The organism is Pseudomonadota bacterium, from assembly GCA_038533575.1.
In the GTDB taxonomy this organism is placed as follows: domain Bacteria; phylum Pseudomonadota; class Alphaproteobacteria; order Rhodobacterales; family Rhodobacteraceae; genus Shimia_B.
On record JBCAYL010000023.1, the window covers coordinates 1 to 1,489 of the forward strand.

Genomic DNA, 1,489 nt, shown 5'->3' on the forward strand with positions numbered 1-1,489 from the left:
CGAAGAAGGGAGCAAGGGACAAACATACAGGTTTTGTTCACACTCTCCCTCACTCTCTCTCCCTCTATCTATCTCTCAAGCTGTCTCTGTCTTCTGCATCAATTTATGTGTCCTGTCTGCATCTGCTGAGTGGTAACAACAATCATGATTATTTTCAATTTACCATTGACCTGTGCCACTCAGCAGATGCAGACAAGACACAAAAACTGATGCAGAAGACAGAGACAGCTTGAGAGATAGAGAGAAGATAGAGAGAGAGAGAAGAGAGAAGAAGAGAGAGAGGGTGTGAACAAAACCTGTATGTTTGTCCCTTGCTCCCTTTCTCCGGTCTAATTCCGCATAAATTCTCACGCGATAGGGAATATGCGGCTCAACCGGTTGTTTGAATTTTGGGATTAATCAAGAGTCACAAGCGACAATTCTTGGCCAGCCCTTGACCTATTATTGTAAAGATTGCACCCCCTTTAAGCAATCCCCTCCCATCCTCCCTGTATTATTGTAAAGATTGCACCCCCTTTAAGCAATCCCCTCCCATCCTCCCTGCTATTTTTTAGTGAGTTTTGAAATTTTAAAATTGGTGAAAGACCATTCATTCATTCATTCATTCATTCATTCATTCATTATGTGAGTGTGTCTGTGTCTGTGTTTAGCCAAGGGGGGGTTAAGAGACTTTTTGATCTGGAATAATGGAAATAATGTTGGAGGGAGGGTTGTGGATGATTTTAGCATCAATATTGTTTTTGTTAATGTGTGTTGAAGTCTACATTATACCCGAAGCGTCTTTTTTTTTTTTTTTTTTTTTTTTTAAGGAGCCCTCCCTCCCTTAAGGAGTCTCTTCTGTGCCTCTCCTTGTGGCACGCCGACACAGACACAGACACAAGAGACAAGCAGACTGGGAAGAGATATATATATATTTTTGAAATAAGTGTTTTCAATAATATACCAATGCAACAAAAGTCGTAATCACTTTTTCAATAATGAATATATGTACTACTATATCCAGAGAATATACTTTTTTCATCATCACAAAATAAAAAATAACTGAAACACAATCATTCAAAAACCACATCTGTAAACCACAATAGAAAATTTCCTTTTCAAAAATACCATAGACAATAACATATAACTGATATACTGATATAGTCCCCCAGCCACTCCCTATGAAAAAGCTGAAAAGACCTGAAACCTGTTTGAGGAGCTCAGTTATTCTTTAGACATTATTGCTAGCAGTTTTTTTTAGAAAAGCTTGAAAAGTGTGAGACTTGAGACTTTGAGTGGCGACTCAAAGTTAGCTAGCCAGCCAGCCAGCCAGCCAGATTGATAGACGACTTTTTTTTCAGATCCCTGCCCACGACCCTGCCCCTTTCTTTAAGACTCTAACTCTAAAGTAACTCTTCAAGTATTTAGGTAAACTGGGGCCACCATACATAGTGAAGTGATTCACACTGTCTGTCGTCAATCGTTGCTGGCTGGTTGGCTGGCTTGCCAC

1 protein-coding gene is annotated in these 1,489 nt (G+C 39.8%); it reads left to right on the plus strand.

Annotated features, from left to right (window positions below; genetic code table 11):
• Positions 1–233 (plus strand): hypothetical protein (locus tag AAFM92_16840; protein ID MEL7302029.1); only part of this gene is annotated, 233 nt, incomplete at its 5' end.
• Positions 234–1,489 lie beyond the last annotated feature (1,256 nt).